The following is a 23,790-nucleotide window of genomic DNA, read 5'->3' on the forward strand; positions in this document are numbered from 1 at the left end:
TGATTTCAAGAAATCCGAATACTTCAGTGCGGGGTCTTCATCAGGCTGAGCGCAGCGTGGATCTGGGAGACGACGGCTGCACCTTCCCCGACTGCGGCCGCCACCCGTTTTGTCGATCCGGCCCTCACATCGCCGATGGCGAAAACATTCGGCAGGCTGGTCTCCAGCGGTAGGGGCTGGCGGGAAAAGCTGCAAAGCGCATCGAACGATTGGCCTGTAACGATAAAGCCTTTCTCATCGGTATGGACGCGGTTACTGATCCAACCTGCATTGGGATCGGCTCCGATGAACAGAAAAAGGTGATGGAGGCACAGCTGTCGTTCGCTGTTATCCAGCCGATTGCGCAGGGTAGCGGATTTCAGGCCGCCTGCGGGAGCGCCTTCGATCGCATCCACTTCGCAGTGCATGTGCAGTTCGACATTGTGGAAAGCCTTGATGCGATCGATCAGATATTGCGACATCGTCTCTTCGAGCGCGCGCCGGATGACGAGATGCAGTTTCCTGACCTGAGGTGCGAGAAAAGCGATGGCCTGGCCAGCCGAATTGCCGCCGCCGACCAGGGCGATTTCTTCGCCGGCGCAGAATTTCGCCTCGATTGACGATGCCCAATAAGAGATACCATTGCCCTCGAAGCTCTCTATGTTGGCAATATTCGGACGCCGGTAATGCGCACCGGACGCAATGACGATTGATCGCGACGTCACGGCTTTTCCACCTGCGAGCTCCAGCGTCAGCACTCCGGTATCGCCCTCGGGCGCAATCAGGCTGTTCACCGCGACTGGCAAGACCATTTCCGCGCCGAATTTAAGTGCCTGGTTATAGGCGCGCCCGGCCAGTGCCTGGCCGGATATGCCGGTCGGGAAGCCGAGATAGTTTTCGATGCGTGAGGAAGCGCCTGCTTGTCCTCCCACCGAACGCTCGTCGATGACGATGACTTCGAGCCCTTCGGAGGCGGCATAAACGGCGGTGGCCAGGCCAGCGGGCCCGGCGCCGACAACGGCAACGTCATAAAGCTTGCCGGGCGTGAGTTCAGGCGTCATGCCCAGGCACGCTGCGGCTTCCGCATCGGTCGGGTTTTTCAGCACGGTGCCATTGGGGCAGACCATAAGAGGCAGCTCTGAGGCGAGGAGGCCCAAGCGTTCGATCAACGAGCGGCCTTCACCCTTGGACAAAGAATCGAGCACGAGATAGGGAAAGGCGCTACGGGCAAGAAACCCTTGCAGGCGGGATAACGCGACATTGCCGGGAGCACCAATCAGAACCGAGCCTGCCCCGGCATCGATCAAACCGACACGACGCAGGATAAAGGCGCGCATGATAATCTCGCCGACATCCGCCGAGCCAATCACCAGGGCGCGAAGATGTGGTGCATCGAACGCAACCGCGGTGCAGCCGTCCAAACCGGCCCGTGCACCGGCCAATGTCGGGCGGCCCGAAAGTTGATTGACCTCGCCGGACAGCTGGCCAACGCCATGTGTGGTGATAGGCGCCTCATGCGACAGGCCATCATGGTGAAAGACATCCATTGATCCTTCAAGCACCAGCCAGGCAGGGGCTGCGTGATCTCCCACCCTATAGACAAAATCCCCGGCTTTGAAATGTTGTGGGTCGCCACTGGCAAAACGTTTTGCCGTGGCGATCTGATGGGGTTCAAGCACCGGAAACATCTGGTGCTGTCGGGTGCTGAGATCCGCCATGAATTCTCCCGTGGTTACAATGTCATCTGGCGAATGCCGATGGGCGCTTCCATTCAGTAATATCGCGGTATCGGACCACATTGCGGCGTCTGATCCGGCAGATCGACCATGATCTCGTCCACATAGCACCAACCCCAGCCCTCGGGCGGGTCGTAGCCCTCGATGACCGGATGCCCTGTCGCATGAAAATGCGCGGTCGAGTGACGGCCAGGCGACTGGTCGCAGCAGCCGACATGGCCGCATTCGCGGCAGAGTCTCAGGTGAAACCACGCCTGTCCTGTTTCCAGGCATTCCTCGCAGCCGAGGGTTTTGGGCCGAACCGTCCGGATCGTCGATGTGTGATAGCAGCCGTGCGACATGGATTTACTCCTCGTTGGCATGTGGATCAGTGCTTCAGCGCTTGTTCGAGACACTGGACCAATTGGCTAAAATTTACGGGCTTGCCGAGAAAGGCAAAAGCGCCGCCACTCATCGCCGCCGCCCTTGTTTTATTGTCGCTATAGGACGTCATGAAGATCATTGGCGGCTTGCGCGCATCCTGTTCATTCAACGCAGCCTGCAGCTCGATGCCATTGAGACCGGGCATTTTGACATCCACGAGCATGCAATCGATCGACGCGCGATCCTGCGCAGCGAGATACTCTTCCGCGGATGTGAACAGCCGGCTTTGATAGCCGCAGGACAAAATGAGATCGTCAAGCGCTTCGCGGATCGACCGATCATCGTCGACGATGGCTATGACTGGTGTTTTGTGCAATTTCTCTGGCCTTGCCGTGTTGGATCAACAACCCGGTATATGCCCCTTCGAGACCGGTCCTTGTACCATACAAGAGTCTAGGTTCTCCCATCTATAGCCCAAGCAGCTCGGCTTTGCGGACCAGATCGGCTACCGAGCGCGCGTCCATCTTGCGCATGACATTGCCGCGATGCAGTTTGACCGTGATCTCACTGATGCCGAGGTTGAAGGCAATCTGCTTGTTCATCAGGCCCTGCACGACGGCTGCCATGACCTCATGTTCGCGGCGTGTCAGCGTCTTTGCCAAGTCAGCAACGGCGCCATTGGCCGCCGATTGCTGACGGACTTCACGGTCCTTTTGGAAAGCAACGGAGACTGCATCGAGGATATCCTGGTCCCGAAACGGTTTGGCCAGAAAATCGACAGCCCCTGCCTTCATCGCGCGCACGGTCATCGGTATATCGCCGTGGCCGGTCATAAAGATGATCGGCATCTGGTTGCCAAGTTTTTCCAGATGAAGCTGGAAGTCGAGACCATTGGCGCCGGGCAGCCTCACGTCGAGCAGAATGCAGCCCGGTCGCTTGAGATCGGCCTTGTCCAGCAGGTCCTGGGCGCCCTCGAAGGCGTGCGCCTCGGTTCGGATCGAAAGGAACAGATCGACCAGTGCGTCGCGGATCGAGGGATCATCGTCAACGACATAGACCACCGGAGTGTCATTGCCCTGAGCTTTTGCGGACTTTCTGGCATCATTCATGGACAGCCTCGATCGGTACAGTCATTTGGAACAGTGCGCCGCCTTCGGCGTGGTTGTCGGCGGTCAGTGTACCGCCCCGCGCTTCCAGCATGCTGCGGCAGATTGCAAGACCCATGCCGAGACCGGTTGCTTTGGTGGTGCAAAACGGCTTGAACAGATTTTTGAGCACCTCAGGGCTGAGGCCGGGGCCGCTGTCATGAACCTTGATACTGACGCTCTGGCACTCCGCCGGTTCGATCGTCACCGATATCCGTCGATGTTGCTCTGGCGTTGCTGCCATGGCCTGGACAGCATTGGTGAACAGGTTGATCATCACCTGCTGCAATTCGATGCGGACGGCGCTGACCGCCGTTATCCCAGGCGTTTCACTGGTGTCAAATGCGATCCGGTTTTTGGCGAGCTCGCTCTCCATCAACATTTGCGTCTCGCTGACGAGATCGGCAAGTGACACCGACTCAAGGACCGGCGTGCGCTCGCTAAGCATCGATCGGGTGCTTTGGATGATGTCGCTGGCACGCTGGCTGTCTCTGACGATCCGCTCAGCCGAGCGGGACACAGCAGCCAGATCCGGCGGATCGCGATCAAGCCAGCGCTGCAAGGTCTGCGCATTGACAACAAGCGCGCCGAGCGGCTGGTTGAGTTCATGTGCAAGCGATGCCGAAAGCGCACCGACCGTTGCGGCTCGCGATGCGAGCGCGAGTTCCGCCTGGGCTTCGAACAGTGCCTTTTGCGCCATCTCGCGCTCGGTAATATCGAACATGCCAACGATGACCCGGTCGAAGTTGGCGACATCTTCCGGAAACCCAACCGTCAGCAAGACCAGCCTGCTCGTGCCGTCGCTGGTGATGATAGAGCCTTTTCCTTCGAAGGAGCTTTCTCGATTGAATATAGCCACCATCAGTTCGAGAAACGATGCGTCGTCCTGCGCAATATAGCGGCGCATCGAGCTGACATTCCGCGCATCGACGTGGCCGAGGAGCTGGAGTGCAGCGGCATTAGCGGCGACCGTTGGGATGCAAGCGATGCAATCTGCGATGAAGTCGGGATTGTTCCGGGCGTAAGCCTGCAGGTCGGAAACGCCATTTTCACGGAGCTTCACTAACAGTGCGCGGACCTGAGAGTAGTCGCGCTCCCACAGGGCGACGCGGCTCTGTTCGAAGATCGTTCGGTAGCGCTCCTCACTGCTCTGTAAGTCGGTGTTGAATTTTATCAAAGCCAGACGCGCACGCTGGTTTCGAATGATCAGGAGGCAGGTGATAACCATGGCTGCAATAGCAACAGTCAGGCGAAGTGCTGCGGCAAGGTCGCCTTGCAGCCCATGACCGGCGACATAGGAGAGTGCCGAAAGGCTGATGCAGACGCCCGCCAGCAGCAGCGTCCCTCTTTCCGTCAACGTTTCCGCCGACAGAAGCAACGTGATAACGTAGAGTGTGGCAAGCGCGCTTTGGATGTCCGTGAACGTGTCGAGATAGAAAAGCGTGGCGGCAAGCAGAAAAGCGAAAGAGACAACCCCTATCTCATAGGGTGATAACCGTTGTTTCGGGTTCACAAGACCAAATAAGCGCAATGCCAATTTTCCAGATGGATGCCAATTACGCCATCAAGCCATCCCGTCCAGAAAAACGCAAACCCAAAATCGGCTATTCCGCTGCACACTCAATCTCAAAGGTGCCTTAAAGAAAAGGCCATCCCAGAGCGGCTGGAATGGCCTTGTTGGATTGCGAATCCGAAGGTTCGGGAGAGGGGGCACCAACCTTCCAGGGCATGAAGCCCAGCACGTCTTCTCGGGAGGATCGAAGACCCCGGAAACCTAACTTCAGTAAGAGAGATGCGAAACTATACCAAGGTGTGGGTTCGACTAGCCAAGCATTGGATACCGTGGGGTGGCTGCCTCGTCTAAAAAAATTCCATCAACTCGCACAACCCAAATGGAGATCATCATGGACCGCACGCTCGCTGAAAAACACCGCAAGTCGCCGCTCACAACCCCGACAATGCTTGGCACGAACGCGACCAACGATATCGCTGGCGCGCTGACAACGCTTCTGGCCGATGTCTTCGCGCTCTATCTCAAGACCAAGAATTTCCACTGGCACATGAGCGGGCCGCATTTTCGCGATTATCACCTGATGCTCGATGAGCAGGGCGAACAGATTTTTGCGATGACGGACGATGTCGCCGAGCGGGCTCGCAAGATTGGCGGCACGACCATTCGTTCGATCGGCCATATTTCCAAGGTTCAGCGCCTGCTCGACAACGATGCTGATTTCGTGACCCCCGCCGACATGCTGGCCGAACTCCGCGAGGACAACCTCACGCTGGTGTCGTTGATGAAGGAGACCCACAATCTCTGCGACGAGCACGGCGATATCGCGACTGCAAGCCTGATCGAAAACTGGGTCGATGAGGCCGAGCGCCGCGCCTGGTTCCTGTTCGAAAGCACCCGCGGCGCTCAGTAAACATATCGGCCCGTCAACGGCGATGCCGGCCGATACGGACTTGGTCGGCTCGAAATCTTGGAGACATCTCGTGACCAACGAATTTTCCCTTTCCCGTCGGCAGGTTCTGCTAACTGGCACCACCATTTCTTTGGCTTTGGCTATTCCGGCCTCGGCATCTGAAAAGAAAATTTCTCCTCATCAGCAAGGAATTGAATCAATGACCCACAGTTTCGTGACCACAAAGGACGGCATTGAAATCTTCTACAAGGACTGGGGTCCGCAGGAGGCTCAACCGATCGTGTTTCACCATGGCTGGCCTTTGTCGTCCGACGATTGGGATGCCCAGATGCTGTTCTTTGTCAGCAAGGGCTACCGCGTCGTCGCACATGATCGCCGCGGCCACGGCCGTTCGTCACAGGTGAGCGACGGTCACGACATGGATCATTACGCCGCCGACGCTTCAGCTGTCGCCGAGCACCTCAACCTGCGCAACGCCGTCCATATCGGCCATTCGACAGGTGGTGGCGAAGTCGCTCGTTACGTTGCTAAATATGGGCAGCCGCAGGGCCGTGTCGCCAAGGCTATTCTTGTCAGCGCCGTTCCGCCGCTGATGGTCAAGACCGCAGGTAATCCAGATGGCACACCGATCGAAGTGTTCGACGGTTTCCGCAACGCTCTCGCGGCCAATCGCGCGCAGTTCTTCCTCGATGTTGCTTCCGGCCCATTTTACGGCTTCAATCGGGAAGGCTCGAAAGTGTTGCAAGGCGTGATCGACAATTGGTGGCGCCAAGGCATGATGGGCAGCGCCAAGGCGCATTACGACGGCATCAAGGCCTTCTCTGAAACCGACCAGACAGAAGACCTCAAGGCGATCACCGTGCCGATGCTGGTCATACAAGGCGATGACGACCAGATCGTTCCCTACAAGGACGCCGTGGAACTCCAAGCAAAACTGCTGAAGAACAGCACCCGGAAAATCTATAAAGGTTTCCCGCACGGGATGCTGACAACCCATGCCGACGTAATCAATCCGGACCTGTTGGCGTTCATCAAGGCGTAGTAGCCTTCAGCTCTAATACGAGTATGGCGGCTGATGTTCAGGCCGCCATACTCACTGATCTCAACGGGCCTTGGCTGGGCAAAAACTCCGTTTCCGTAAAGTACTGGTTCAAATCCGTTTAACGCGAAGTATGCCGAATTATTGCTTTACCAGGAGAGAGTAAAAGCGTTGTATCCGGCGGACAATGTGCTGGAAATCTTAAATCAAGCCTTACGCGGGCAGTCTGTTTGCCAATTCTCAACGACGTCGGCTACGCTTCTCTGCCTCATCATCGAAGCCAGGTGGTTTTGTTTTTACCCAATTGACGAACTTCTGAATCTCTGGATCCTCGAGAATAGCTGAGACAGTAGAGAACTTCTTCGCCAACTGGGCGTCCGTGAAGGCTGCATGTATGTGGCTGTGGCATATCCCGTGCAATGGCACCTTGATCTTGCCACCCTTACTCCTGGGAACAAGATGGTGGTCCTCGATCTGGTCGTCAGGTATTATCCGCTCGCAGAGCGGGCAGATGACCGGCTCTGACTCGACATCTTGCGAAGCGAAATCGTCTCTGTACTTGCGTGCCATCGATTTGGTGTCTCTCTGTCGGCCGTCACACTGCGTCCGCGCGGCTTTGTTAGACCATCCCCGACATGCCGACAACACTAAGCCGGTTTCAGCAAGGCAATTGCGTTTGCATCGGAGTAACAGAGGGGAGTAAAGACGACCAGCTCCATTGGTCGGTCCTAGAGACAAGCGATAGAATTGTACAATATTGTCCATAAGTTGCGGTCTGCGCTTTGGCAGGTCGTCGGTTCATATCAGTTTAAGCGCCTCGGCGAGATCGCCGGGGCGCCTCGATGTAATCGATAGCGCTGCTCGATCCGCCGCAGGATGTCGAAGCTCGCAACCGACTGCCCGACAGAGCTGCCAATAGCTGTCGCCAAATCGGCCCATAAGGTATATCAGCGCACCCGGGAAATTCGCAGGGTCGTCGGTCGCGTCAAACAGCGGATCCGGAAAAGGGCTGATCGGTTTTGGCGCCGGGCCGCGGGACGTCGCTGTGTGTCGTGCGAAAACTCCGTCTGCGGCAGCGCGTTGGGCTTTTCTGGTCGAGGCGGCGGCCGCGGTCTTTCTGGCCGGCGCGACCTTGCTTGCGCGCGTAGACAGCTTCGCCGGGGGATCGTCTTCTGCGACGGGCGGTGCCTTCAGCCATCTGATGATCGCATCCAGTGCCGGCCGTAACTGCTTCTTCAGTTCAGCCATTTCGTCTTCGATCCCACAGGCCTCTCCGATCGCGGTCCAGTCGAGATGTCCGTTAAGGATCGGCGGCCGTTTGCGATGGATGATCAGGCTTGTGGGGTAGGGGCGGATGAACTCTTGAAGCAAATGGACCAGACATCTTGTCGAACGGCATTGCGCTCTCCGGAACTGCACATTGGATGTTTGATCGAGGCCTTATCGGCTTGTCAGACGATCTTGAGATTCTGGTCTCACGCCATGCAAACGATCGCGACAGTATCCAGGGTCTCATCAACAAGACTGGAAAGGCGATCTAGCCGGCAGGGATTCACGAGCGCCCGCATCCTCAATTTCTACAATAGCATCGTGAGAATACATTCAAATATTAGCATGCCGCGGGTTCATATCCCTCCAAGGCGAAGACGCCGAAAAGGTATTTTCTTGAGCCATATGTGGCTCGCGCGTAACGACCGTTTTGCGCCTCTCTTTCGGACGTAACGGCCGTCCCCTAAATGCCAGAAAGCGGACATGCCTCCATCGCAGTGCCATGTCGCCTGTGCGCAAATAGCCGTCATGACAGTCTTGGTAACTTGGCGCCCACTACTTCGTGAAACGCGCGCTTTCTTGTGGCGTGGCGATTCCACATGTGAGTGTCAGCTCCAACGTTAACCCGCAAGCCTCGACCATTCGTCTCGAAGGCACGTTACTCGCCGAGACCAATTCGTAAATATGGCTTGCCCCTAGCTCCTCAAGCACTCGCTCAATCATTAGGGCGTTGACTAACTTGCCGAGGCCTCTCCCACGATGAGTTTCGGCTACGGCAACCAAACCACCCCATGCATATCCTCTGTAGGGACTGAAAGCGTTGTGGGGCATGTAACCGTGTGCGGTAGCCACAACTCCGGCCTCGTCGCCGATGATGATCGTCACCGAACGGCCGATCTTTCCCGTTAACATCGATCCGGAAAAGGGGACAAGTCCGGCGCTCGCCATCATGGCCTGCGTGTCCTTGATTTGCTGGTTCTCCGGATCGTCCGTGATCGTCCACAGGGAAAGACCGCTCGGTAGCGGCTCGCTCGCGATCTTGCAGGACGCGAGCAACGCCGCATCGCGTTCGGCAAGAAATACCTCCCAGGTGTCGAACCTGCAGCCGCGTGCAAAGAGTTCGGAACTGATCTCAGGCACATCGGCGGTGTCCACTAGTCTGAAGCCACAAACTCCGTCGCGCTCGACGATTTCGCCAATTCTATCCCATCCAAATTGCTTGGGATCGTCACACCCCATGGTACGTCCTGCCTGGCACGCTCCAGGAGTGTGGGCGATGAACTCCGCACTTTCCTCGGCCTGAGCTTGCAGCCGCTGTTGAATGTCGGTTCCGAAATATCCCGCCATGTGCGCCTCCATGTTGCTCTGACGCTAGCATCGTTTGAACGACCGGCCAAAGTCGGGGATCGTTGTCGGTAGTGGCGGCCGTGGCTCAAAAGCGTCGACATGTTCTTGCTCAACGCGCTGAGAGCAAGTGATTGAAAGCACTACCTAGACCCCTGCCGAGTAGATGATACTATTACGATGCGACATATTGGCTGAGCGATCAATGGGCAGCACGGCATGCGATCTGATCATCATCGGCGGCGGACTAGCAGGGGCATCGCTGGTCGAGGGATGGCGCGCTTCCCCGTTGCCTCGGTGCCCTTGAAGTCCCCGTTCGCATCTCTACTGCAATGCGATGGTCGCTCCACGGCGCGCACGTGCTCATGCAAGTGCGGACGGTCGCGCTGAACGGCGAACTTCGCGATCGCTTGAGGGCACCGGTTTCGACAGCCAGAACCGAACGTGCCTTCGATCTTCAAACCCAAGCCACCCCTCTTGCGCGCCGCCTGACCCCGGAGAAGTTACCGGTCTCAAGCAAAAGGTGACTGCATCGAAGAAGCCTGTCATCCACGACTAGGGCTATCGTCGGGACCTCGCTCACCGGAGCAAAGGGCGCCACGCTGAAAGATCAGAAAGCGATCGACGATACCGCGGCCGGAATCTGTGCGGTGGGTGTGTGGACCCTTTCCGAATGTAGAGCGCATGGGAGTTCCCGATAGTCGGCGAAGCAGGCGTTAAAGCCTCCCACCCTCATCTGAAAACAATGAAGCAAAAAAATGGGCTTTTTCCTCCTGTTGAACCGGTCTTTTTTGCCCTATCATCGCCATCTGCCTTGCGCGGGGAGCGACGTGGAAGATTCTGTAAAAGTGGTGAAGTTGGGCGACGGTTGGGCAGTCTACGTGCTTGACGGTGGGGTCGTGACCAGCCAAAGCTTCAAATTCGAGGCCTATGCGACTGCTTGGGCCGATGGTCAACGTTCACGGCTCAAACTGCCCCCGTTTGACCGACGCCCTTGAATGTGATTTTCCACCGTCGCATTATACAGGTCTTACCTATGGGTAGGGACGGCGCACGGTTATAAATTCCGCGCAAAGAAAAAGGCCGGACGTGCCGGCCTCGTTCTCGATAAAGCGAGATTTTACTGGTTGTTCTCGCCGCAAGCCACGCCCTGCGGAGTAGCGTCGCTCTTGCCCGCCTGGGTCTGGAGAGCGCCCTTGGAGTTGGAGCCGTCCTTGCAGTCGGTTGAGTTGGTCTTGGTCGTGCTATTGGTCATCGTACCATCGGTGGACATCGGCTTCATCGTCTTGGTGCCAGTGCTGTCCATGTCGCCATTGGCGCCGCCGCCGGCATCTTCATTGGCGTTCTTGTCGGTCGCCATATTGTTTGGAACCGGGTTGGACTGAGCATACGACATCGAAGTTGCCATGCCGAGAGCGAGAAGCGATGCGGCTACGAGTTTCATTTTCATTTAATGTTTCCTCCTTCAGGAATTGTCACCGGATGGCAACACGGGGAGAGAACAAGTGCTGACCCTTGATGTTCCGGCCGACTGGATCACTAAAGGTTGACGGAACTCTCGACTCATCTCGATGTTGTTGAGTGGCGTAAGCCTTCCCTCCTTCGGCTTTAACGCCATGCGGAACGCGCTTGGCAGGAGCGCGTTCCGTCAAGCTTTGGATAAAAGCTCGGCCAAGACCATTTGCATCTGGAGTTTTATCCGCTACCCTTCATCTAGACAGTTGGTGACATCTGTTTAGAGGTCATTGTCCGCTCTCCAAAGCCGCGTTGATGACCTCGCCAAGTTTACAAATACGATGAGTGTCACTGCCATCGTATCGAGCCGCCTCACGTTCCTAAGGCTTTCCTGAGCCTCATTCGCGTGAGGCGGCTTTTTCTCTTCCATCAACGAATAACCCTGACGGCTGTCAACCGTAAGGGTTCTCTTGCTGCGATTGAGGCACAGCGTGGCATCACAAGTGGGCACGTCGGAACCGCGTCCACTAACGGAAAAGGCCCGGTAACGCTGCTACCGGGCCTTCGCGCCGAAAGTGGCGGCGTTGCGGGTGTATCAATTCCCGCTCTGCTCTCTCGTCCCTTTTGGTTTGGCTTCCAGAAGGGCCATGCGTATCAAATATTCGATCAGTGGGTTCCCGTCAGAACGGGCAAGCTTGGCGCAAACGGTAAGATGATCAACAAGAAGTGGCTTGGTCATTTGCTCCTCCGGCGCGTCCTCCAACGCGAATGAGTGTCGTCTAATATATCTTGATCGAAGCTTAACGAGCGGGAGCCAATTTTTGCCCCGGATGGTCTCCTTCTGCGCCCCCGCAACGTTATCGTTTCTCTGTTTTGTCGCCATCTGGAAGGGCTGGGACTATCACGGTTGCCCACGCCGAACGGTATCCTCTCAGCCAAGCGGAGTGCAGATCTAGGCGGTCGGCGTATGGGTTTGAAGACGCAAGACCCCCAGACCTTGCAAGGTCACGCCCCTGTTGCTCGGCCTCTTCAACTTCTCTCAGTAAGCACATTTTGGCACCCTCATTACCAACGGTATTTCCAAGTAATTCCGGGTGGTCGAATTTCAATGCCTTACCCCACGGCCGTTCATAAATTGTGGGCAACCGAACACTCCAAGCGGCTCATCGGGGGCGGCTTTTCTTAAGGCATGACAATCGAGCATAGCATGGCATCGAAAGGGCAAGGGCAAGGGCAGGGAGCCTGCAAATGGAGCAACAACGGAAACGGTTTCGATTTATGGCCTCCTGGGCTCGCCTATCGGAGCGCGTCGAGAACCAGGCAAGGATCTCTCCGATCTTCGCTCAAACATGAACACGGGCTTCCAGCAGCTCAACGCCGCGATCAACACCCTCTCCAACGAGGTCGGCGGCGGCTCGAAGTCTGAGTGGTCTATCATCATCGGCTTCAGCTCGGTGACGATCACCAACCTTGCCGGCTTTGGGTTTCTTGCGCTGCAGCCAATTGAGGACAACATTACGCAGATCCGGGAAGACGCGAAGGTTCAAACCGCCAGCACCTCGACGGCTATTGCAACACTGGTCGATAAGATGGTCAGCAAGGACGAGATGCAGTGGCGGACGCAGCGCGGTGTGGAATGCCGTCAAAGACCTTCAAGACGCCCAGGTGCCGCGCGCTGAACTCGATCGCGTCTTCGCGGCATATGATCAGCGGTTCCTCGACCAACAGCGACAGCTCAGCGACATGAAGGAATCGCAGGGCAGCGTGTGCGGCGCCAGGCACGTCATCATGGATCTGAAGACGGACCAGCAGCGGCTTGAACGAGAGCTGTCCGACACGAAGACAAGGGCGGGCGGACAAGCCATAGCTTGTGGGCGATCAATGCATTCTACGAGGTCGAGGCAACATTCCTGCAGCCTTGTCGGCAACGATTTTAAGCGTCTCCCAATCCGGCAGATCCTTCTCGGCAACACGCTCCTGCGTGGCAGTTAAGAGCCATGCGGCGGCTTCGACGCTTTCCGCTTCCTTGCACTCGTTGAAGCGCTCAAGACAGGCAGTGATTCTTGGTCTCGCAGATCCGTCAGCCCAGGGGATCGAGGCGGCCAGAGAACGAGCCTCCGAGTAGGCGTCGGCTATTTGCTGCTTTTCTCGTTCATTGCTTTCAGTGATGACACCCAATGTGAAAATCAGTGTTTTCATCAAGTGGCGGCTTTCATCAGATTGATCAGGCAAGGTGGCCTCCAACGTATCGACGGGGAACCTAGCTCATACCGCGATTAGATTGCAATTTTTGAATGTATTTTTTCCAGTATCGACATGAAGAGGCTCGCGGCGCCTCCGAGCGTGGATGGCGCCGCTCGTGAGCATTACCAGCGGCAGATACGCTTCTTGGAGTAGACCCAGCGGTGATGGTGCCGGTACCGAACGGTCTTGACGCGGCATCGCGGGCCATGACGATAGTAGTTTCGGCCGTGGCGCCAATCCCGACGGTCATGATGGCGATCCCATGACCGGCCATGATGACTGTCTCCGACCGTCACTGTTACGCTATCCGCGAGACTGGGAGTGGCCGATGAGAATATAGAAGCCAGGCCGATCATGCCTGCGATGATAATAGCTTTCATTCGAGTTACTCCAAACAGGTGATAACGCGCTCAAAACGCCGGCCACTGAACGCGGTTCCATGCCTAGGACTTTGGTCTGATGCCGTTGCCAAAGAAAAACCCGGCTCAGAGCGGGGCAAGGGGGTGCTGTGGAGTATGATGTCCGGGAAATTGACATCGGTAGCGTAACTCGGAAGGCCGCATACCGGTTCCGCGCTAGTGTCTTCGCGCGGACAGGTCGTAGGCTGCCGAGGGAATTGGGCCTGATGAAATCGCTGGTGTTGCAGCCGCGGTTTCGTCAATGAGAAATGCGGCGTCAAAAAGCCATTAGGATCACTGGAATTAATCTTCCAGGATTCCCTCCCAAGCCCTCAACGCCAAAAGCGGTGTTCAAGAGCCCGGCGCGAACGAGTAGTCTTGCGCAGCAGGGATGCCAGGGCACGTCTCGTTTGAGAAGGGCTCGCCATACGCAGGCGAGCCCTTCATGCAACAAGGTGGCCGCCAAGACGTATCACCGGCGGGAATTAATCAAAACTGATGATGTTAGTCACGTGACACGAGCGCGACGGGAAAAGAAACGCCCCAGCGTGCGGCCGGGGGCAAGGTGGGGAAGTGAGAGTGCGGGCGATGAACGTGCTGTCGTTTCGCACTTAACTGGGTCCTTCCTCAATTTCTGTGATTCAGCGGCATCATTCTCGCCCTCATCAGTTCCGGGCCGGCGCGACCGTACATTGCTCGCTTCAGTACCTTGAGGCGGTTGATCTGACCTTCGGCTTGACCGTTGCTCAGGGAGTTCGATTGCATTTCTTACGGCATCGCGCCGACCCTCCATGGCTTGGATACTGGCGCGATCGGCTTGCCCTCAAATTTGGATAATGGGCGTGGAGGCGGTGATCTTTGTTTCTGCCGAACCCGTTAGCCGCGAGACGCTGGCGCAGGTGGTCGGAAAAGACTGCAGCATCTCTTCTCATCGATGATCTGCGCGAGGAGCTCAGTTCCCGGCCCGATGAGCTGGTGTCGGTCGCGGGTGGTTGGCAGCATCGAACCCGCCCGCGGTTCGCCGAGACGATCCACGCCTGCCGGCTCCGACAAGTGAAGGGACGGCGGCACTGTCGGAGTTCGTGCGATAGTGCTGATGGCGGTGGGATATTTCCAACCGATCACCCGCAGCAAACTATCGGAGATCTTTGGCAAGGAAGTCAGCCGCGACACGATTGGCTCCCTACGCGGCGCCGGGTTTATTTCTTCTGGACCACGCAGTCCGGCTCCAGGAGCGCCATACACTTTTGCAGCGACGAAGCATTTTCTATCAGCCTTTGGCTTCGATACCCTGCACGATCTTCCTGATATCGAGGCACTCGAAGACGATGGATTGCTGAGCAGAACCATCCCCTATGGCGACGACATTTCCGTCGCGGCCGAGGAATTCTTTGATGGTGAAGAAGATGCGAGCGTCGATTTCTCGGTGCTGCGACCATCTGAAGGAGATTGAAGCCTAGAATTCGGACCATCTGTTTTGTCCTCACGGACGAGACCTCCGTTGGGCATTCTCAAGAAATCAGAGCCAGTCCTACGCCGCAAACCGCAGCCACAACGACAACAAGCCACGGCGGAAGCTTCCACGACATCAGAAGTACAAAGCAGAAGAGGGCCAGCCTGAAATCACGCATGTTGCCGATGGCGCTTGTGAATACTGGCGAATAGAGGGCAGCGCCGAGGATGCCGACAACCGCAGCGTTTGCTCCTTGCATAAGCGACTGCGCTGTCGCCAACGAGCGAAACCGGTCCCAAAAGGGCAGTACGCCGATGAGAATCAGAAATCCTGGCAGGAAGACGGAGAGCAGTGCGATTACTGCGCCAACCATGCCATTCGGCTGCGGTCCAAGTACAGTGCCGAGGTAGGCCGCAAAGGTGAACAGCGGCCCAGGGACCGCCTGTGCGGCACCATAGCCTGCCAGGAATGCATCGGGGGATACCCACCCAGGTTGCACGACTTCGGCCTCGAGAAGAGGCAAGACTACATGGCCACCGCCGAACACGAGTGAACCGGCGCGGTAGAAGCTATCAGCGACAGCGAATGCCTGGCCGTATTTCGCGAGCAGAGGCAGAATCACAAGTAGTCCGAAAAAAGCGACGAGTGCCGCAGCCGCACCCCGTCGGGACACCGGCATTGTGACATGGCCACTCACTGGTGTGCCAGTGCCGCGGCTAAGTGCCAGCCCCGCGCCTGCGCCAATCAGGATCGCACTCACCATGCCGAAGGCTCCCGGCATGAATGCGAGCACCGCCACGGCCGCGACCGCAATTGCCGCTCGCTCTTTATCCGGACAGAGGTTCTTCGCCATGCCCCAGACGGCCTGCGCCACGATGGCGACTGCGACGATCTTCAGGCCATGCAGCGCGCCCGTGCCGACCGGCCCCGAAATGCTTGCAGCAGACATGGCAAACACCAACAGGATCAGCGCAGATGGCAAGGTGAAGGCCGTGAAGGCCGCCAGGGCCCCTAGCCAGCCCGCGCGCATCATGCCTAAAGCAAAACCCGCCTGACTGGATGCTGGACCCGGCAAGAATTGGCAAAGGGCGACCAGATCGGCATAGGCGTGATCGGAAAGCCAAGCGCGTCGGTGCACGAGTTCTTCCCGGAAGTACCCGAGATGAGCAATCGGTCCGCCGAATGATGTGAGGCCGAGCTTCAGGAACGTGAGAAAGACTTCTGCGGGCGTGCCGGCAGGCGTTTGAGTCTGGGCCGTGCTCGTGCTGTCTGTCATTCTGCTCCTGCCTCGCCCTTGAGTTCTCTCAGTTGGATCCTGACAACCGCCGGGCCTTTATTTGCCAGTCTCGCGATCGTCAGAAACGCCAGAATTGCAAGTGCGCCGAGCCCCGTTGTGATCGCGAGCGACGAGGTTGCGCCTATATCGGCCATGGCAAACGCCAGGGCGAACGGTGCGGTCGCAGAGACTATGAGCCTCGCCGCCATAACCTTACCCTGAAATCTGCCATAGCCCTCGCTGCCAAACAGCGTCAGCGGCAGGGTGCCGGTGACGATGCTGAACAGGCCGTTGCCCAGACCGAAGACGATCGCAAAAGCCATCGCTCCGGTCACAGATGGCGTCGTGAGGATCAAGATCAGCACGCCACCCGGAATGAGCGCCGCGGCGATCGTTGCCAAAGCCAGTGGCGGCAGATTGCCGCCGAGCACCATGTTCGTGAACCGGCTCAAAACCTGCGACGGGCCGAACAGTGTGCCGACTGTTGCAGCCGTGGCGCCCAGACCGAGGCCCGACAATAGCGGCACCATGTGGACCAACACTGCCGCGCTAACGAGCGACTGCAACGAGAAACCGGCGACCATCAGAATAAACCCAAGGCGTCTGACGTCCGGACGCAAAGCCCCGTCAACGACGCTTACCGATCCGCTCTGTTCCTGTCGGCGACCCTTGGCAAGCCCATGGGAAAGCCAGGCATGGAGAGGCAGGCAGATCAGGAGATTGAGTCCGGCGAACACGAGATAGATGTTTTGCCAGGAGAGATGGGCATGCAGCGTCGTGGTGATGGGCCAGAAGATTGTTGAAGCAAATCCGGCGATCAAGGTCAGATAAGTGATGCTGCGTTGGGCGGTCTGCGGCCGGATCTGGACAAGCAGCGCGAAGGCTGCGCCGTACTGCACCAGGTTTGCGGCGATCTCGATCACGATCAACGCCGCGACGAAGGCAATCTTGCCGGGCGCGAAAGCGCAGGCGATAAGGGCCGAAGCGGCAATTGCGGAACCAGCCGTCATCACGCGGCCCGCGCCGAAGTGGTCTATCGCCCTGCCCAGCCACGGCGCGCTCAGTCCGCCCAGGAGAAGTGCCGCCGAAAGCGCACCGAATATCCATTCCGCCGACCAGTTCAGATCCCGTGCCATGTCTGGCGCGAGAATGCTGAAGCTGTAGTAAAGCGTCCCGTAGCCGATGATCTGCGTGAGGCCCAAAGCGAGGATGGCGGCAATCGGCGGACGTTCCATCATATGGATTTCAGGCCCACGCGTTGTTCGAGTTTTTCAGCCTCTTCCTTCCGCTCGCTGTAGCGATTGGTGAGATAGGAAGACGCATCCCGTGTCAGAAGGGTGAACTTCACCAGTTCCTCGCAGACATCGACGACGCGATCGTAGTAGGAGGATGGCTTCATGCGCCCGTCCGCGTCGAACTCCTGGAAGGCCTTGGCGACCGACGACTGGTTGGGGATCGTGATCATCCGCATCCAGCGACCGAGAACACGAAGCTGGTTGATGGCATTGAACGACTGCGATCCGCCAGAGACCTGCATTACCGCCAACGTCTTTCCCTGGGTCGGACGAACCGATCCGATCGACAGCGGAATCCAGTCGATCTGCGCCTTCATGATCCCAGTCAACGCGCCGTGGCGTTCCGGGCTGACCCACACCTGACCCTCCGACCATGCCGAGAGCTCGCGCAGTTCCTGTACCTTCGGATGGCTCACCGGCTCGGCGTCAGGCAGAGGTAGACCCTCCGGATTGAAGATCCGAACCTCGCAGCCGAAGTGCTCGAGCAGCCGACCAGCCTCGAATGCCAGGAATCGGCTATAGGAGATGGTCCGCAGCGAGCCGTAGAGGATAAGGATGCGCGGCTTGTGGGTCGAGAACGCCGGACGCAATGCAGCCTGAACCGGCTGTTGCAGGTGTTCCAACGATGCAGCAGCCAAATCAGACAATGCGCTTGCCCTCGCTGTCGAGTACCTTTTCACCATCCTCTTTGGTGAAGGCGCCCTGATGCGTTTCCGGTAAGATTTCCAGAACCACCTCCGACGGACGCGCAAGCCTTGTGCCGAGCGGCGTAATGACGAACGGCCGGTTGATCAAGATCGGGTTTTCGAGCATGGCGTCGAGTAACTGATCGTCGGTCAAGGATAGGTCGTCCAAACCCAATTCCGTATAGGGCGTGCCCTTTTCACGGATCGCCTGGCGCACGGTTAGACCGGCGTCAGCGATCATCGTCACAAGCCGATCGCGTGAGGGCGGGTTCCTCAGGTACTCAATCACCGTGGGTTCAATGCTGGCGTTCCGGATCATCGCCAGCGTGTTGCGAGACGTTCCGCAATCCGGATTGTGATAGATGATGGCGTCCATGGTCAGACCCTTTCAATGGCTTCGGATTTGGAATGGGAAGTTGCTCGCACGGCGCCGCCGCACTCGTACCAACCCTTGCTGCGGTTGACGATCCAGACGACTGACAACATCACCGGCACCTCGATGAGAACGCCGACGACGGTTGCAAGTGCCGCGCCCGAGTTGAAGCCAAACAGGCTGATTGCTGCGGCGACCGCCAGTTCGAAGAAGTTCGAGGCGCCGATCAAGGCCGACGGACCGGCGACGCAATGTTGCTCGCCTGACACCCGGTTCAGCAGATAGGCAAGACCGGAGTTGAAGTAGACCTGGATCAGGATGGGCACCGCCAGCAAGGCGATGATGGTCGGCTGGGCGATGATCTGCTCCCCTTGGAAACCGAACAGAAGCACCAGCGTGGCAAGGAGCGCCACCAACGATAGTGGCTGTAGTGTTTTCAGCAGTCGGTCGAGGGATGCCGATGATCCGGAAGCAAGCAGGCTGCGGCGCAGGATCTGGGCGACTATCACCGGCAGGATGATGTAGAGCACCACCGAGAATACCAGCGTCGCCCATGGCACGGTGATGGCGGAAAGACCAAGCAGCAGGCCGACGATCGGCGCGAACGCCACCACCATGATCGCGTCATTCAGCGCGACCTGCGAAAGCGTGAAGAGGGGCTCGCCCTTGGTCAGGTTCGACCAGACGAACACCATCGCCGTACAGGGTGCCGCGGCAAGGATGATCAGACCGGCGATATAGGAATCGATTTGCACCTCCGGCAACATTGGCCGGAACAGATAACCGATGAACAGCCAGCCCAGCAGCGCCATCGAGAAGGGTTTGACTGCCCAGTTGATGAACAGCGTCACACCGATACCGCGCCAATGCCGGCCGACCTGGCTCAGAGCCGCAAAATCGATCTTGACCAGCATCGGGATAATCATCAGCCAGATCAGCACGGCGACGGGAATGTTGACCTTGGCGACTTCGGCGGCGCCGATCACCTGAAAGACATCCGGCATCAAGTGACCAAGGGCGATGCCTGCAAGGATGCATAAAAATACCCACACCGTTAGATAGCGTTCAAATGAGGACATCGTTGCTATCCCTGCAATGGCTTGGCGAGCAGCACTGCTGACGCGGGACAAAGGCTGGCCGCCTGACGGGTCTGCAAAATTGCGGTCGGCGCCGTCGCACGGTCTATCGGCCTGAAGCCGAGGGTTTCGAAGAAGGGAGCGGCGTTCGTGGTCAGAAGGTAGCCCGTGCGTGCGCCGTCCGCATAGGCGCGTCGCAGCAAAAGGTCAGTCGCACGACGGCCCAGGCCCCTGTGACGGTTGTCAGGCGTGATCACCACCGACCGCAGCAGCGCATTGTCGCCATGCAACTCATATCCACCATAGCCCACCGTATCGACGCCACGGGCAATCCGGAAGAATGTTCGCCCTGCGTCGTCAAGATCATCCGTTGGAAGGTCGGCATTTTCGAGCGCGCTACGGAGTGCGTCTTCATGTCCGGTTAACGGAAGGAGCGTCGGCGAGGTGGCGCCTTCGGTCGCACCGATCTGACGGAGTTGAGTTTCGAGCGCCAACTTGTCGATCGAGGTGATCGGCAAGTTGATGAAGAGGGTAATACGGTTCTTGAGGTAGCGTGCCGCCAAGGCAAAGGCGCGGCCAACCTCAATATCGGAACCCTCTACCGCAGCAGGGTCCTCGACACCCCAATGGGCGGCCATCGGATGGCCAAGCGAGACCGGGCAGGCTTCCCCCGCCGCGTTGTCACAGACGGTGAAGATGAAGTCCATCTGCGGGGCATGCGCCTCGGCAAAGACATCCCAGCTTTTCGAGCTGAATCCGGTCGTGGGATAGCCAAGCGCGTCCAGAGTTTTCAGCGCCCAGGGATGGACCTGTCCCTTCGGATGGCTGCCAGCCGAGAAGGCGCGGAAACGGCCTTTTCCCTCGGTATTGAGGATGGATTCCGCCAGGATCGAGCGTGCGGAATTGCCCGTGCAGAGAAAGAGCACATTATAAACGCGGTCGGCAGTCATTGCAGGTTCTCCTTGGCCGTTGGAGCGCAGCAGGCGGCAACCTCGGCGGCCGGCGCGCAGATTTCGGGATGACCTGAGCAGCAGTCTTCCATCAGGAAGCGCACCAGCCCGCTCAGAGCTTCATAGTTCGCGGTGTAGATGATCGAGCGGGATTGTCGTTGCGCAGCGATCAGCCCGGAATGCTCGAGTTCCTTTAGGTGGAACGAGATATTCGACGGCGAGACCTCGACCTTCTCGGCCAATGCCCCGGCCGCCATCCCATCGGGCCCAGCGACCACCAGGATGCGGACGATCTGCAAACGGGTCTCCTGAGAGAGGGCGGCGAACGCACCGAGGGCTTGACGCTGGTCCATATTTCAATCATCCTTGAATAGTTGAAACGAGGATTACCGCAAATAAACGCGATCGACAACAGCAGAATTCTTCCGAAGACATCAGCTTGGGTTTCCTTCTCGACACACTGGCCGGCGCCAAGGACGTGCATCTGGTGTTCCACTACGATGGGCACCCGGTGAAGGCGGGCTACCATGTGACGGAGGTCAAGGCCGGACATCTCTCGGCACTGGACTGCGGTGCAAACCCGGAAGCATGGTCGGAGATCTTCGTCCAACTGTGGGACATTGATGAGGACGATCGACCTCACATGCCGGGCGGAAAGTTTTCGGCCATCATCTGCAAGGCGCCTCGGGGCATCTGAAGCTGGACGGATCCGCCAAGCTGACATTCGAGGTCAGCGACGGTGTGCGGCCAATGTCGCTCTATTGCGCCGGCATACCAAGGCTTCGCGATGGCGCACAGCATGTCGAACTGTCGCCGCGCGCGGCTAGTTGCGAGCCGCGTGATCGCTGGCTTGCTGCGGAGCCTGCTCAATCCACTTGCTGCGGGGCAGCGTGCTGCATTTAGATTTGACTGTGTTGATTAAATTCGGGCCAAATCAACCGCCTCAAGGTATTGAAGGAGCAATGTACGGTCGCGCCGGCCCGGAACTAATGAGGGCGAGAATGATGCCGCTGGATCACAGGAATTGAGGAAGAACCGCATAACCATGGACAGGGGATGTATCGCTCCACCAAACCCGAAAGTCAGCGAGAAACCACGATATCAGTTTCACCCGTACGTTCTTGCGGTATCTCCATTTCCGCCCGTCGCAGCCCAGTTGCGGGTTCGGTTCAGAAATTGATGCAATCTCGGCAACCATTGGGACCGCTCATCAGCCTATTCACGTGTCGATGGCTTCATATCTCGTTAAGGCGCTCGTTCACAGGAGCACAGAGCACGGGCCGCCCCCGTCATCCGGCGCGTCGGTTTTGGAGGAGGCCACCAGCGGTTCCACGTCTTTTGCAGTAAGCTGGACGAACTCTCTGCCGTTTGTTGCCGCAGGAAGCCCAGTCGCCGTATCCACGATCCGCCGCGTTCCGGACTGCTCCTCTGTTGCGACGTAGCGCTGGTCAATCTGGACACTTGTAAGCGATCTCGGACCCCGGTCTGTTTGACGGAACTTTGAAGCGGTAGAGAGCGCTACCGCCGCTGCTGACGATTAGCGGACAGGTCGAGGCGCAACGGCGGGATCAGATTGCAGCCCTGGATGAACACATAAAAAAGAACCATGCGGAGGTCGCCGCGCCGACGATCGAGGAGTGAAACGGATTAAGACGCTCGGAGGGGCGTTAGTAGCCTGCTCGTAATCGCCGAGGTGTCGGACGCTTGCATCGCGCCTATTGCATGGATTTGGTTTGCCGCCGTCATGAGACAGTGGCTACGGATCGCTTGGAAGCCCGCGCCCAGCGCTTATGCCGGCAAATTGCTCAAGGTAGACGGATACTTCGAGCTCGATGCCGGAGATCATATCCTCATATTCACCGATGTACTTGGAATCGGGTGCAAGCTTGCGCAAGTGCAGCACCGCGATGCTGTAACATTCGCACAGCTCGGCAACGCGGCGGCGCTCTGTTGCAAGCGGACGAAGCTCCGGAAGTCGTATCGCGAGCAAAGCCCACCCGTGGGCCACATGATCTATTCCCGATGCCATCTCGACGCCTCCCGTCACCAATATACACTTGCCTCCGACACACAAAAAGGCTCGCCTAGGGAGAACTTGACGGGCGTTTATGTCTGCAGTCGCTGGGTAGCATTCAGACGGGCAAAGAGTGCCGCCGTCCATCTAATGAAGTTGCGACTAAAAAGAAAACCCAGCAGCGAACCGCTATTGGTACGAATTGTTCTGGTGACCAATTCGCCGGTTAACGCGCCGGCACCGCACAACGGGGACTCTTGGTTCACGCCGGGGAACTATGCGGGGCTGTGGGAGTTCGGACGGCAGCGTGGTTGGTTTAAAGGTAGTGATGAGATGGATGACAGTAAGAAACGAGATGGACCCGGGCCAACACCTGGCAACGAAGACGGGGCTGCGCCAGGGGTTGAAGAGTGGAAACATGCGGATGAGCAACATCAACAAACAGAGGATGAGGCTCAGGCAGCAAATGCAAAACATCACGTGGATCGCGATAAAAAAGGGTAATCTCACCCGTGGTCGGCTTGCAGCCCTGCAATCGCACCGGTGCTTATACGGTAGTATTGAGGTCCAGGCCTTAATTGCCGACCTTTTCCATCGCTTCAGCGAGATACTTGCCGATCTCCTCATCGCCTTTGGCCGAGACAGTGCCGACCCAACCATTCCGAGGGGGTCGCCATCTTAGATCAACCCGTGCTTTCCTATGGACTTCTTTTATTTGCCCGATCTCGAAACATTCGGCGGCTAAACGTGGTATAGCAGCTTGCGGCACGATCAGGTGCCCATGGAGATGGTCATGACCAAATTCGCGCTCTACGTTCCGCTTGAAGCAAAACCCGGCAAGGAACAGGAGGTCGCCGATTTCCTAAGATCAGCCATACCTCTCGTCAACGCCGAGCCAGGCACGATTTCCTGGTATGCGATCCAGGAAGGTCCGAGTTCGTTTGCGATCTTCGATACGTTTGACGACGAGGATGGAAGAGATGCTCACTTAAATGGCCAAGTCGCTGCGGCCTTGATGGCCAAGGCAGAGGCAGGAGACCTGTTTGCCAAGCCGCCACAGATCCATAAGTTGGCTATCCTCGCCGACAAGCGGCCATGAGCGCCAGAACCTCAAAGTACTGACGAAAATGAGGCATAGCTCTCAGTCTGCCAAGTGCGCGGCTTCGATGCTGCCGACGCTCGCTACCCGGAATGATACCTGTTTGCATGAGCTTGACAGCGCGACCCGAACGGCATTTGCTTGAAGCGCAACGACCTTTAAGCTGATGGTCT

Annotated in this window: 25 protein-coding genes and 4 pseudogenes; 8 read left to right on the forward strand and 21 right to left on the reverse strand. The window is 57.7% G+C overall.

Going from position 1 to position 23,790, the window contains the following annotated elements; all coding sequences use genetic code 11:
* Positions 1-23: 23 nt before the first annotated feature.
* The 5 genes from AC1DIJ_RS14345 to AC1DIJ_RS14365 all read right to left on the reverse strand — a co-directional run bounded on the left by AC1DIJ_RS14345 (position 24) and on the right by AC1DIJ_RS14365 (position 4,754).
* Entirely contained in the window at positions 24-1,697 is a 1,674-nt protein-coding gene (locus AC1DIJ_RS14345; RefSeq protein ID WP_112389477.1) for an FAD-dependent oxidoreductase, read from the reverse strand.
* A 53-nt stretch (positions 1,698-1,750) separates the two neighbouring features.
* On the reverse strand, positions 1,751-2,056 hold the full coding sequence (locus tag AC1DIJ_RS14350) for a UBP-type zinc finger domain-containing protein (protein WP_112389476.1): 306 nt from the start codon (positions 2,054-2,056) through the stop codon (positions 1,751-1,753).
* Between the two features lie 26 nt (positions 2,057-2,082).
* On the reverse strand, positions 2,083-2,454 hold the full coding sequence (locus tag AC1DIJ_RS14355) for a response regulator transcription factor (protein WP_112389475.1): 372 nt from the start codon (positions 2,452-2,454) through the stop codon (positions 2,083-2,085).
* A 91-nt stretch (positions 2,455-2,545) separates the two neighbouring features.
* Positions 2,546-3,187, reverse strand: coding sequence for a response regulator transcription factor (locus AC1DIJ_RS14360; protein ID WP_112389474.1), 642 nt, complete (start codon positions 3,185-3,187; stop codon positions 2,546-2,548).
* On the reverse strand, positions 3,180-4,754 hold the full coding sequence (locus AC1DIJ_RS14365) for an ATP-binding protein (RefSeq protein WP_112389473.1): 1,575 nt from the start codon (positions 4,752-4,754) through the stop codon (positions 3,180-3,182). The genes AC1DIJ_RS14360 and AC1DIJ_RS14365 overlap by 8 nt, the downstream gene beginning before the upstream one ends.
* Before the next feature lie 373 nt (positions 4,755-5,127).
* On the opposite strand from AC1DIJ_RS14365, the gene AC1DIJ_RS14370 reads away from it, so the two are divergent.
* Positions 5,128-5,646: a Dps family protein gene (locus AC1DIJ_RS14370; protein ID WP_112389472.1), complete on the forward strand. Its 519-nt coding sequence runs from the start codon at positions 5,128-5,130 to the stop codon at positions 5,644-5,646.
* A 70-nt stretch (positions 5,647-5,716) separates the two neighbouring features.
* Entirely contained in the window at positions 5,717-6,688 is a 972-nt protein-coding gene (locus AC1DIJ_RS14375; protein WP_162706052.1) for an alpha/beta fold hydrolase, read from the forward strand.
* Positions 6,689-6,925: 237 nt separating this feature from the next.
* On the opposite strand, the gene AC1DIJ_RS14380 is transcribed toward AC1DIJ_RS14375, so the two are convergent.
* Positions 6,926-7,255, reverse strand: coding sequence for an HNH endonuclease (locus AC1DIJ_RS14380; protein ID WP_112389470.1), 330 nt, complete (start codon positions 7,253-7,255; stop codon positions 6,926-6,928).
* A gap of 228 nt (positions 7,256-7,483) precedes the next feature.
* A complete protein-coding gene (locus tag AC1DIJ_RS14385) occupies positions 7,484-8,056 on the reverse strand; it encodes a hypothetical protein (RefSeq protein WP_477831440.1) in 573 nt (190 codons plus the stop codon).
* Between AC1DIJ_RS14385 and AC1DIJ_RS14390 the strand changes: the two are divergent.
* A pseudogene (locus AC1DIJ_RS14390) lies at positions 8,047-8,271 on the forward strand (HNH endonuclease); the annotation flags it as partial. The gene AC1DIJ_RS14385 and the pseudogene AC1DIJ_RS14390 sit on opposite strands and share 10 nt — an antisense overlap.
* 238 nt (positions 8,272-8,509) lie before the next feature.
* Here the strand turns inward: AC1DIJ_RS14390 and AC1DIJ_RS14395 are convergent.
* The 4 genes from AC1DIJ_RS14395 to AC1DIJ_RS14410 form a co-directional block, all read right to left on the reverse strand.
* On the reverse strand, positions 8,510-9,301 hold the full coding sequence (locus AC1DIJ_RS14395) for a GNAT family N-acetyltransferase (RefSeq protein WP_162706051.1): 792 nt from the start codon (positions 9,299-9,301) through the stop codon (positions 8,510-8,512).
* Between the two features lie 1,117 nt (positions 9,302-10,418).
* Positions 10,419-10,748, reverse strand: a complete 330-nt coding sequence (locus AC1DIJ_RS14400; RefSeq protein WP_112389467.1) for a hypothetical protein — start codon at positions 10,746-10,748, stop codon at positions 10,419-10,421.
* A gap of 600 nt (positions 10,749-11,348) precedes the next feature.
* On the reverse strand, positions 11,349-11,492 hold the full coding sequence (locus AC1DIJ_RS14405) for a hypothetical protein (protein ID WP_162698809.1): 144 nt from the start codon (positions 11,490-11,492) through the stop codon (positions 11,349-11,351).
* A 118-nt stretch (positions 11,493-11,610) separates the two neighbouring features.
* Positions 11,611-11,805 (reverse strand): ribosome modulation factor, encoded by a 195-nt coding sequence (locus tag AC1DIJ_RS14410; protein WP_477831467.1) that lies wholly within the window; start codon positions 11,803-11,805, stop codon positions 11,611-11,613.
* 297 nt (positions 11,806-12,102) lie between these two features.
* On the opposite strand from AC1DIJ_RS14410, the gene AC1DIJ_RS14415 reads away from it, so the two are divergent.
* A complete protein-coding gene (locus AC1DIJ_RS14415; RefSeq protein WP_112389465.1) occupies positions 12,103-12,432 on the forward strand; it encodes a hypothetical protein in 330 nt (109 codons plus the stop codon).
* A gap of 199 nt (positions 12,433-12,631) precedes the next feature.
* Here AC1DIJ_RS14415 and AC1DIJ_RS14420 read toward each other — a convergent pair whose 3' ends face one another.
* The gene (locus AC1DIJ_RS14420; RefSeq protein ID WP_148194294.1) at positions 12,632-12,985 is read right to left on the reverse strand and encodes a hypothetical protein; all 354 of its coding nucleotides are present in this window, start codon (positions 12,983-12,985) and stop codon (positions 12,632-12,634) included.
* A gap of 1,201 nt (positions 12,986-14,186) precedes the next feature.
* On the opposite strand from AC1DIJ_RS14420, the pseudogene scpB reads away from it, so the two are divergent.
* Positions 14,187-14,848: pseudogene (gene scpB / locus AC1DIJ_RS14425) on the forward strand (SMC-Scp complex subunit ScpB).
* A gap of 58 nt (positions 14,849-14,906) precedes the next feature.
* Here scpB and chrA read toward each other — a convergent pair.
* The 8 genes and pseudogenes from chrA to AC1DIJ_RS14465 all read right to left on the reverse strand — a co-directional run bounded on the left by chrA (position 14,907) and on the right by AC1DIJ_RS14465 (position 20,857).
* On the reverse strand, positions 14,907-16,124 hold the full coding sequence (gene chrA / locus AC1DIJ_RS14430; protein ID WP_112389463.1) for a chromate efflux transporter: 1,218 nt from the start codon (positions 16,122-16,124) through the stop codon (positions 14,907-14,909).
* A complete protein-coding gene (gene arsK, locus AC1DIJ_RS14435) occupies positions 16,121-17,362 on the reverse strand; it encodes an arsenite efflux MFS transporter ArsK (RefSeq protein WP_112389462.1) in 1,242 nt (413 codons plus the stop codon). The genes chrA and arsK overlap by 4 nt, the downstream gene beginning before the upstream one ends.
* Positions 17,359-18,102: an arsenical resistance protein ArsH gene (gene arsH / locus AC1DIJ_RS14440; RefSeq protein WP_162706050.1), complete on the reverse strand. Its 744-nt coding sequence runs from the start codon at positions 18,100-18,102 to the stop codon at positions 17,359-17,361. Before arsH ends, arsK begins: the two co-directional genes overlap by 4 nt.
* The gene (gene arsC, locus AC1DIJ_RS14445) at positions 18,059-18,487 is read right to left on the reverse strand and encodes an arsenate reductase (glutaredoxin) (RefSeq protein ID WP_162706057.1); all 429 of its coding nucleotides are present in this window, start codon (positions 18,485-18,487) and stop codon (positions 18,059-18,061) included. The genes arsH and arsC overlap by 44 nt, the downstream gene beginning before the upstream one ends.
* Complete coding sequence (arsB, locus tag AC1DIJ_RS14450) at positions 18,484-19,557, reverse strand: ACR3 family arsenite efflux transporter (protein WP_112389459.1); 1,074 nt, start codon at positions 19,555-19,557, stop codon at positions 18,484-18,486. The genes arsC and arsB overlap by 4 nt, the downstream gene beginning before the upstream one ends.
* A 5-nt stretch (positions 19,558-19,562) precedes the next feature.
* Complete coding sequence (arsN2, locus tag AC1DIJ_RS14455) at positions 19,563-20,021, reverse strand: arsenic resistance N-acetyltransferase ArsN2 (protein WP_310295995.1); 459 nt, start codon at positions 20,019-20,021, stop codon at positions 19,563-19,565.
* Positions 19,995-20,504: pseudogene (locus tag AC1DIJ_RS14460) on the reverse strand (arsenate reductase ArsC); the annotation flags it as partial. The gene arsN2 and the pseudogene AC1DIJ_RS14460, both read right to left, overlap by 27 nt.
* Complete coding sequence (locus AC1DIJ_RS14465; RefSeq protein ID WP_112389458.1) at positions 20,501-20,857, reverse strand: ArsR/SmtB family transcription factor; 357 nt, start codon at positions 20,855-20,857, stop codon at positions 20,501-20,503. The gene AC1DIJ_RS14465 and the pseudogene AC1DIJ_RS14460, both read right to left, overlap by 4 nt.
* 42 nt (positions 20,858-20,899) lie before the next feature.
* Between AC1DIJ_RS14465 and AC1DIJ_RS14470 the strand changes: the two are divergent.
* Positions 20,900-21,407: pseudogene (locus tag AC1DIJ_RS14470) on the forward strand (DUF6428 family protein).
* Between the two features lie 853 nt (positions 21,408-22,260).
* Here the strand turns inward: AC1DIJ_RS14470 and AC1DIJ_RS14475 are convergent.
* Positions 22,261-22,533 (reverse strand): hypothetical protein, encoded by a 273-nt coding sequence (locus tag AC1DIJ_RS14475; RefSeq protein WP_162698811.1) that lies wholly within the window; start codon positions 22,531-22,533, stop codon positions 22,261-22,263.
* A 66-nt stretch (positions 22,534-22,599) separates the two neighbouring features.
* Between AC1DIJ_RS14475 and AC1DIJ_RS14480 the strand changes: the two genes are divergently transcribed.
* Both AC1DIJ_RS14480 and AC1DIJ_RS14485 read left to right on the forward strand, forming a co-directional pair.
* Positions 22,600-23,022 (forward strand): hypothetical protein, encoded by a 423-nt coding sequence (locus AC1DIJ_RS14480; protein ID WP_162698812.1) that lies wholly within the window; start codon positions 22,600-22,602, stop codon positions 23,020-23,022.
* Between the two features lie 289 nt (positions 23,023-23,311).
* Positions 23,312-23,617, forward strand: a complete 306-nt coding sequence (locus tag AC1DIJ_RS14485; protein WP_112389548.1) for a putative quinol monooxygenase — start codon at positions 23,312-23,314, stop codon at positions 23,615-23,617.
* Positions 23,618-23,790 lie beyond the last annotated feature (173 nt).

The sequence above is a fragment of the Rhizobium sp. 10N427 genome (assembly GCF_056394605.1).

Coding starts and splice junctions, on each gene's coding strand:
- AC1DIJ_RS14400 (WP_112389467.1), bottom strand. CDS start 10,748: ATGAAAATGAAACTCGTAGCCGCATCGCTTCTCGCTCTCGGCATGGCA.
- AC1DIJ_RS14350 (WP_112389476.1), bottom strand. CDS start 2,056: ATGTCGCACGGCTGCTATCACACATCGACGATCCGGACGGTTCGGCCC.
- AC1DIJ_RS14485 (WP_112389548.1), top strand. CDS start 23,312: ATGACCAAATTCGCGCTCTACGTTCCGCTTGAAGCAAAACCCGGCAAG.
- arsB (WP_112389459.1), bottom strand. CDS start 19,557: ATGTCCTCATTTGAACGCTATCTAACGGTGTGGGTATTTTTATGCATC.
- AC1DIJ_RS14380 (WP_112389470.1), bottom strand. CDS start 7,255: ATGGCACGCAAGTACAGAGACGATTTCGCTTCGCAAGATGTCGAGTCA.
- AC1DIJ_RS14410 (WP_477831467.1), bottom strand. CDS start 11,805: ATGTGCTTACTGAGAGAAGTTGAAGAGGCCGAGCAACAGGGGCGTGAC.
- chrA (WP_112389463.1), bottom strand. CDS start 16,124: ATGACAGACAGCACGAGCACGGCCCAGACTCAAACGCCTGCCGGCACG.
- AC1DIJ_RS14360 (WP_112389474.1), bottom strand. CDS start 3,187: ATGAATGATGCCAGAAAGTCCGCAAAAGCTCAGGGCAATGACACTCCG.
- AC1DIJ_RS14370 (WP_112389472.1), top strand. CDS start 5,128: ATGGACCGCACGCTCGCTGAAAAACACCGCAAGTCGCCGCTCACAACC.
- AC1DIJ_RS14345 (WP_112389477.1), bottom strand. CDS start 1,697: ATGGCGGATCTCAGCACCCGACAGCACCAGATGTTTCCGGTGCTTGAA.
- AC1DIJ_RS14475 (WP_162698811.1), bottom strand. CDS start 22,533: ATGGCATCGGGAATAGATCATGTGGCCCACGGGTGGGCTTTGCTCGCG.
- arsK (WP_112389462.1), bottom strand. CDS start 17,362: ATGATGGAACGTCCGCCGATTGCCGCCATCCTCGCTTTGGGCCTCACG.
- AC1DIJ_RS14415 (WP_112389465.1), top strand. CDS start 12,103: ATGAACACGGGCTTCCAGCAGCTCAACGCCGCGATCAACACCCTCTCC.
- AC1DIJ_RS14395 (WP_162706051.1), bottom strand. CDS start 9,301: ATGGCGGGATATTTCGGAACCGACATTCAACAGCGGCTGCAAGCTCAG.
- AC1DIJ_RS14405 (WP_162698809.1), bottom strand. CDS start 11,492: ATGACCAAGCCACTTCTTGTTGATCATCTTACCGTTTGCGCCAAGCTT.
- arsH (WP_162706050.1), bottom strand. CDS start 18,102: ATGGTGAAAAGGTACTCGACAGCGAGGGCAAGCGCATTGTCTGATTTG.
- AC1DIJ_RS14465 (WP_112389458.1), bottom strand. CDS start 20,857: ATGGACCAGCGTCAAGCCCTCGGTGCGTTCGCCGCCCTCTCTCAGGAG.